Below are 7894 nucleotides of genomic sequence, written 5' to 3' on the forward strand. Positions count from 1 at the left end.
GATTGCATGTTTGTAGGAACACTGTATATTATGTAATAAGAAGGCATTTCGATTATAATGAACAAGCCCTTTTTCATAATAGGCATAGATATGAATAGAGAAAAATGCGAAAGAAACTGGATTAAATTTTGTGATATGATGTAGGAAATCATGTTGGATAAGGAGTTTTTATGGAGAAATATATTGAAGAATTAATTGAAAAATATCAATTGGCCCATATAAAAGATGAGTTGTTAGCTACAGCATTTGAATGTATAAAAGTAGTACCAAAACAAGAAGCGGTATTACCAGTAGGTTGTTCAAAAATGGGAGGGTGTCCCGATTTACCAGCAACGTTAGACTATCCTACATATAAAGGACATCCTCTTCATTTTGTTGCACAGTTTAATTTAGCTGAACTTCAAGCTGTAGGTATGAAGAATGATTTGCCTCAAAGTGGCATGTTATATTTTTTCTATTTTGCTGATGATAAGCAGGAAGCCTTTTGCGAAGTATATGGAAATTTGAACGTAAAAGAAGGCTGGCGTGTTTTATATTATGAAGGAGAAATAGATGATGTACAAAAAACGAATCAAGTGAAGGGGCAATATACTCAATGTAGGGTTACATTTGAAATATCACAAAAACTTCCAGATTTGTTTATTGAGGACGAAGATGATTCAGATCGTTTCTTACAATTGTTAGAGGAATTAATACCTGATTGCTATGACAATCATCAAGTTTTCGGTACACCGTTTTCAGTTCAAACAGAAGTGTTGGAAGAAGCACAGGAATATATAGGTGTGCATCATAACGACATAACATTATTATTTCAAGTTGATTCTGACGAGGAGCATTTGAACATGATGTGGGGTGAAATGGGAATGTTATATTTCTGTATTGCGAATGAAGATGTAAAGCAGCGACGTTTTGAGAAGGCTTGTTGTATTTTGCAAAGTTTATAAAGTAAAAAGAAGCAGTTTCGCGTGTATAACGGAAGCTGCTTTTATAATTGAATTGAGTTGTTCGGGCATTATTCATTTGGATAAGAATGAATGGTAGCTAGTTCATCGTCGTTTGAATTACGTTATGTGTAAGTCATTTTTTCAACTTTAATGCGATTTGTAATTGTAAAAAATCGGATTTTCTTTTTTGTGAAAATTCGTATATAGTTGAGATATGTAAGAAAGCTATTTTAAGATTATTTTATGTTACGAGGATGTGATGAAATGAAAAAATCTATAAAATATGTATCTACTGTGGCACTTTGTTCAGCTATTATAACTGGAGCGCTTCATATTCCTTCAATCTCATATGCTGCTACAAAACAAGTAGGAGATACGGCTAATTCTGTAAATGATGCGAAATTGATTACAGAATTTCAGCAAGAGTTACAAAAACATCTAAATAATCATGAAACAAGTATTACAATTAAATATAAGACGAAACATGCTAATGCACAAGAAGTTTTGGATACATTGGTGCAGGCTTATAATCAAACGTTAGAAAAAGATGAATATTTAAAATACAATGTAAGCAGCGCCAAGTTTTCGCTTCGTGGTTTACCAGGGAATTACTCATTTACACTAAATATTTCATATCGTGAAACGAAAGAGCAATCACAGTATGTAATGAAACAAGCGAAATCTATTGTAAATTCAATTATTACACCTGGAATGGATGGAAATGAAAAAGTAAAAGCTATTCATGATTATGTAGTGAAACATGTTTCATATGACACATCACTTCGTTCTTACACCGCATATGACGCATTAGTAAATCGTTCGGCGGTTTGTCAAGGGTATGCACTATTAACTTATCAGCTATTAAAAGAAGCAGGAATGCAATCTCATATTGTAATCGGAACTGGAAATGGTCAGTCTCATGCATGGAATCTTGTAAATATTGATGGTAAATGGTACCACCTCGATACGACATTTGATGATCCAGTTCCAGATAAACAAGGACGTGTTATGTATTCTTACTTTAATATGTCTGATGAGCAAATGAGTAAAGATCATCAATGGGATCGTAGTAAATATCCAGTTGCGAATACAAATTATTATAATGAGTTAACGACTAAAATTAAAACAGGTAGTAAGAAGTCCTCTAGTTATCAACAAATATTAAAAGATACAAATCTTGTTTATTTAGCACCGGAATTTGGGGCTGAAGATTACAAACAGTTAAAGCAAAAATTACAGCAAAAATTCACGTCTAAACAAGAAAAAGTAGAATTGCGTTACCATCAAACAGTAGATTACACAATGCAAGATGTTAAGAAAGTATTGAATGAAATTTCTTGGCCAAAAGGAGCAAAGCGAGTATCATACCAGGTAGCTCCTTATCAAGGACAAGATGGATATTCGTTGTTAACAATTACATTTGCGTATTAAATTGTGTGGAAGGGCATCTCAATGAAGATGCTCTTTTTTGTACAAATATATTTTGAATGTTTGAGTGTTGATGACTGCAATAAATAATAATAATAGCTCAAAGATTTAGTAGAGGAGGTAAAAACTAGCGCTCAAAAATAATCATCATTATATAATGATGATTATTTTTTTTTGATAAATTAAAGGTATTTCATCATGATTCGTCATGTGAAATGTCAGTTTTTCTTGGAATATGACGTAATTATTGGTAATATTGGTAATGTCATTATATATTTTTGTTGAAAATTTTTTACTTTGGAATATATCAATTTACATATTCTTATATAATAGATTATAAATTTGGAGAGGGAAATGGTGTCGATGAAGTTAAAAAAAATAAAGAATACATTTTTAGCTGTGGGTGTTCTATTTATGAGCGCACCACTAACTGTGCTTGCTAATGGCGAAGATCAATTGAAACCTGTAAAAGAGGTTACAAATCAATTAGGATGGGTTCAACTAGAGAATGGGGCTTGGGTCTATTATATAGACAATAATCAGGGGCGCATAATTAATGCTTGGAAATATATTGATGGTGGATGGTATCAATTTGATGGAAATGGTTACTTAGTCAATAAAACAGGCTGGGAAAAGTTGAATGGACAATGGATGTATTATGAAGGACAAAAAGGTATAGTCACGAATAATTGGAAGAAGGTTGATGGAAGATGGTATCAATTTGATGGGAATGGTTATTTAGTCAATAAAACAGGTTGGGAAAAGTCGAACGGACAATGGATGTATTATGAAGGAACTAATGGAATTGTAACAAATGTCTGGAAATATATTGATGGTGGATGGTATCAATTTGATGGAAATGGTTATTTAGTCAATAAAACAGGCTGGGAAAAGTTGAATGGACAATGGATGTATTATCAAGGCGATAAGGGTATTGTTGTGAATAGTTGGAAAAAAATTGATGGAAGATGGTATCAATTTAATGAGAATGGAAGTTTAGTAGTACAAGAAGGTTGGCAAAAATTGAATGGGAAATGGGTATACTATGTTCCAGGAAATTACGGACTAGCCACAAATGAAAAACTTACAATTGAAGGTGTGTCTTATTCATTTGATGGAAATGGTTATTGGATAGACACTGCCAATGGTATTGTAGAACTTGCGAAACGGCAACTTGGCACTCCATATCAATGGGGAGGATCTGCTCCTGGAGGATTTGATTGTAGTGGATTTATTTATTATGTATTTAGTCGAAATGGCTATTCAATAAGTAGAATGGATGTTGCTTCATATTGGGATATAGCTAGGGAAGTGAGTACACCACAACCTGGAGATTTAGTATTCTTACAAAATACATATAAAGCAGGGCCTTCTCATATGGGAATTTACATAGGCAATGGAAAATATATTCATGCTGATGATGATGGGGTTAGAACTGCTAGTGTAAATGATTGGTATACGAGTAATCACTTTTTAGGTTATGGAAGACTTTAACATAATATATTCATATAATTATATAAATTTATGTAATTATATGAATTGAGAGCCTGTTAGTACTATGACAACTAATAGGCTTTTTTGTGTTATTAATAAGGGGCTTATTTTCTCTATTTACGTTTAAACGAAGTGGCATTATAGGTAATATAGGGTCTAAAACAAAGCAAAAAGTAGTTAGTATATATGTTAAGTAACAAAAATAAATATATTATGTAAACTGAAATGCTAAAGCACTGTTTTGTGTATATACTAAAACAGTGCTTTTCGCTTTGATTGAATCGTTGCAGCATTTTCATCTTTAATATCAGCTTCTTTAATAATACGTTGTTTTGCTTTATCTAACAAATTGTTTACTGCTTCACCAAAATAGTTTGCTTCTTGTTTTGTGCGGGCTTCTCGTAAACATTTGTAGTTTTCTATCAGCTCCTCTTTTTCAGGGTCTGTTAAGAAATCTTCTATCTTTTTGTTTGTCATACGAAACACCCTCTCTTCTGACAGACACTTCAATTCAGAATATTATTTTTCATTATATCAATAATTCCGTAGTTATAGTACATATTAACGTTTTAATAATTTGTCAATTTCTTGTATTTTTTCATTTGCTTTATTCATTTGCACATTCTTTGCTTGTTCTCCTCCAAGTGCTTGATGGAGTAAAAATGTTTGACCAGAAATTGCAGTAACGATTGCAACTTTAATAATTTCTTTAACTGTTGTCGCATCAAATAAAACAAGACCCAATAGTGCAGCGAGACTACCAGTAATGATATCAGCAAAAAAACCAAGATGGAAAAATGTTTTTAATCGGCGTGGAAGCAACAATTTGCCTTGATGATTGATAAGATGGGCAACAAAACCGGTAATTCCACCAACGAGAAGAGCCGTTAGCCACGAATACATATCCATCAAATCCACTCCTTTTAGTAAATACAATTCTGTTTATATTGCAGATACTCCTTTTAGAACTTTATATACCATATATTGAGAAAATTGGTTTAGGGTGGGTATTTTTATTATACCGAAAATTCTGCCATAAATGGTAGAATTTTAATTTGAAATTTCATATAATAGAACTAAATCTAACGAGAACGGAGTGATGTATTATGACGATTGTTTATATGATTCATACGGTGAGTGCAAATAAGGAAGGAATGGGCGGCGTTTTGTAAAGAATCGCTATATCCTTCCGTAGTATACATTTTAGGGAGGATACGAATTTGAATCGTAATCATTTAGTAGCATTTGGATGGGATTTATATTTTGAAGATCAATTATTGGAGCAATATGAAGTAGGCCGTGTTTTGTTAGAACATAAACATATGTATCGGATTATATGTGAAGATGGTGAATATGTAGCTGAGTTAGCAGGGAAATTTCGATATGAAGTAATTGAGAAAGGTGATTATCCTGCGGTAGGTGATTGGGTAAGTATAACAAAACTGCCACAAGAAAAGAAAGCAATTATTCATGGTGTGCTTACAAGAAAAAGTTCTTTCTCAAGAAAAGTAGCTGGGGAGAAAACGGAGGAACAAATTGTAGCAGCAAATGTGGATTATCTTTTTTTAGTTAATGCTTTAAATGCTGATTTTAATGTGAGACGAATTGAACGTTATTTACTGTTAGCATACGAGAGCGGAGCAACACCTGTTGTTATTTTGACAAAGAGTGATTTATGTGCAGATGTACAGCAAAAGGTGATGGAAACAGAGGCTGTTGCAATTGGTGCATCTATTTTTGCGGTTAATAGTCTGCATCAAACAGGAGTAGAGACGTTACAACAGTTTTTACAACCAGGAAAAACCATTGCGCTAGTTGGTTCTTCTGGAGCAGGAAAATCTACGTTATTGAATGCTTTAATGGGAAATGAAGTGGCGAAAACAGGCGAAATTCGTGAGAGCGATAGTAAAGGAAAGCATACGACAACGCACCGAGAATTGTTCCAATTACCGACAGGTGCACTTGTTATTGATACACCAGGAATGAGAGAGCTGCAGCTTTGGGAAGGAAGCGGGGCAATGCACGCAACATTTTCCGATATTGAAGAAGCTGCGAAAAAATGTCGTTTTCGTGATTGTCAGCATGAAAATGAGCCAGGGTGTGCAATTCGTATTGCAATTGATGAGGGTACATTAGAAGAAGCGAGATTTTTCAATTATAAAAAATTGCAAAAAGAAATTGCTTACGCGATGAGAAAACAAGATGCTCTTTTGGCTCGTGCGGAGCGTGAAAAGTGGAAAAAGACTACGAAGCAAATGAGACAGAAAAAATAAAAAGAAAACTCCAAAGGCGTATGTGCTTTTGGAGTTTTTTATTGTGCTACTTTGGGGCAGTAAGACTTACACTTCAAAATTTTGAGAAGCAAAAAAGATAGATGGGAGATAACTTCTTGCGTGCACTCAATTTAAGAGCTTTCCATTAGTCGAGATAAATAAAGCCGTTACTTATGAAAATTTCATTTTATAATGTTTATATATTTTAAGATATTGTTATTTTTATATATAGACAAATTGAATTTAATTATATAAAATTTACAAAGAATGAGTCGGAATATGTCGTATAATTCGCTGATTCGTGTTTTATTTTCTATTTTTTTATTTTATATACTTTTAAATTATTACCTTGGATAGAATGTAAAGGGGGAGCTGTATGTCAAAATTGTTTAAACCATTTCAGAATATGAATGTAGGAAAAAAACTTCTACTTTCATTTTTTGTCATTTTGATTTCTACTGTATCTATAATTGGTAGTATGTCTTATGAAAGTGCAAAGAAGAATTTTGAAAATCAAATTATGGGTAGTGCTAGCGATAATGTTAAAATATTAGATAATTTAATTAATCAAATAATCGATGCAGAATCTCATGATGCTACACAATTTTCTAAAGTAATTCAGCGTAATATGTATGAAACGGACAATGGAGAAAGCATTAGAAAAATGTTTGCTCAGTATGTAAGTTTAAATCCTGAAATCATACAGCTTTATGTAGGAACTGATAGCGGAGCATTTATTCAAGAACCGAACATACAAATGCCTGCAGGTTATAATCCGAAAGAGCGTCCTTGGTACATAGATGCAATGAAAAAAAATGGTGGTATTGTTATAACACAGCCTTATAAAGATAAATCGACTGGAAATATAGTTGTTACAATCGCTAAAAAATTAGATGATGGCAGCGGTGTTATCGGTATTGATTTAAAACTTGAAAATTTATTAAACACAGCAAAAATGATTAATATCGGTAAGAAGGGATATGCATTTATTTTAGATCAAAGTCAAAATGTTATAGCCCATCCAGAAGAGAAGTCTGGTACGAAAGCACCTGATTCTTGGGCAAAACCGATGTACGAAACAAATCATGGAACATTCTCGTATTCATATGGAGATAAAGAAAAGAAAATGGTATTTGCAACAAATGCGAAAACCGGTTGGAAAATCGGTGGTACGATGTATACAGATGAAGTTATTAAAGCGGCACAACCTATCTTTTATAATACGTTACTGATTGCGGCAATTTCTCTTATATTAGGAGGAGCGATTATTTACTTCATCACACTTTCTATTACGAAACCTTTAAAACAACTAGTTATGTCTTCTCATAAAATTAGTGAAGGTGATTTAACAGAAACGATTGAAGTTCGTTCTCATGATGAAATTGGTCAACTAGGAAAAGGGTTCAATGAGATGGCTCAATCATTACGTGAGTTGATTTCAAGAATTAATTCTTCAGCGGGACATGTAGCTGCAGCTTCAGAAGAATTGACGGCAAGTGTAAGACAAGCGAGTGAAGCGACTGAACAAATTACAGAAGCAATAGATCAAGTTTCAAGCGGTGTAGCAACACAAACAAAAGGTGTTGAACAAGGAGCAATGTTACTTCAAGAAGTGACAGAAGGAATTCAGCGTGTTGCAGATACGTCATCCGATATTTCCAATTCCTCTGCCTATACACGTGAAAAAGCAGAAGCTGGAGATAAACTTGTTGAACAAACAGTCAATCAAATGCAATCCATTCGTAAGTCAGTTTC

Annotated in this window: 7 protein-coding genes; 5 read left to right on the forward strand and 2 right to left on the reverse strand. The window is 33.3% G+C overall.

Annotation, left to right across the window (positions count from 1 at the left end; all coding sequences use genetic code 11):
• The first annotated feature begins 170 nt into the window (after positions 1-170).
• The 3 genes from ACFQZ1_RS21835 (at position 171) to ACFQZ1_RS21845 (ending at position 3866) form a co-directional block, all read left to right on the forward strand.
• Positions 171-944, forward strand: a complete 774-nt coding sequence (locus tag ACFQZ1_RS21835) for a YwqG family protein (RefSeq protein WP_377884259.1) — start codon at positions 171-173, stop codon at positions 942-944.
• Between the two features lie 264 nt (positions 945-1208).
• Positions 1209-2375: a transglutaminase domain-containing protein gene (locus ACFQZ1_RS21840; protein ID WP_377884260.1), complete on the forward strand. Its 1167-nt coding sequence runs from the start codon at positions 1209-1211 to the stop codon at positions 2373-2375.
• Between the two features lie 360 nt (positions 2376-2735).
• Positions 2736-3866, forward strand: coding sequence for an NlpC/P60 family protein (locus ACFQZ1_RS21845; protein WP_377884261.1), 1131 nt, complete (start codon positions 2736-2738; stop codon positions 3864-3866).
• Between the two features lie 252 nt (positions 3867-4118).
• Here the strand turns inward: ACFQZ1_RS21845 and ACFQZ1_RS21850 are convergent, their stop codons facing one another.
• Entirely contained in the window at positions 4119-4343 is a 225-nt protein-coding gene (locus ACFQZ1_RS21850) for a hypothetical protein (RefSeq protein ID WP_377884262.1), read from the reverse strand.
• Positions 4344-4427: 84 nt separating this feature from the next.
• Positions 4428-4775, reverse strand: coding sequence for a DUF4257 domain-containing protein (locus ACFQZ1_RS21855; protein ID WP_377884263.1), 348 nt, complete (start codon positions 4773-4775; stop codon positions 4428-4430).
• A gap of 311 nt (positions 4776-5086) precedes the next feature.
• Here ACFQZ1_RS21855 and rsgA point away from each other — a divergent pair, with 311 nt between their 5' ends.
• The gene (gene rsgA, locus ACFQZ1_RS21860) at positions 5087-6139 is read left to right on the forward strand and encodes a ribosome small subunit-dependent GTPase A (protein ID WP_377884264.1); all 1053 of its coding nucleotides are present in this window, start codon (positions 5087-5089) and stop codon (positions 6137-6139) included.
• A 376-nt stretch (positions 6140-6515) separates the two neighbouring features.
• Positions 6516-7894: methyl-accepting chemotaxis protein (locus tag ACFQZ1_RS21865; protein WP_377884265.1), on the forward strand; the 1379-nt coding region annotated here is incomplete at its 3' end.

The sequence above is a fragment of the Bacillus sp. CGMCC 1.60114 genome, from assembly GCF_042676365.1.
Taxonomy (GTDB): domain Bacteria; phylum Bacillota; class Bacilli; order Bacillales; family Bacillaceae_G; genus Bacillus_A; species Bacillus_A rhizoplanae_A.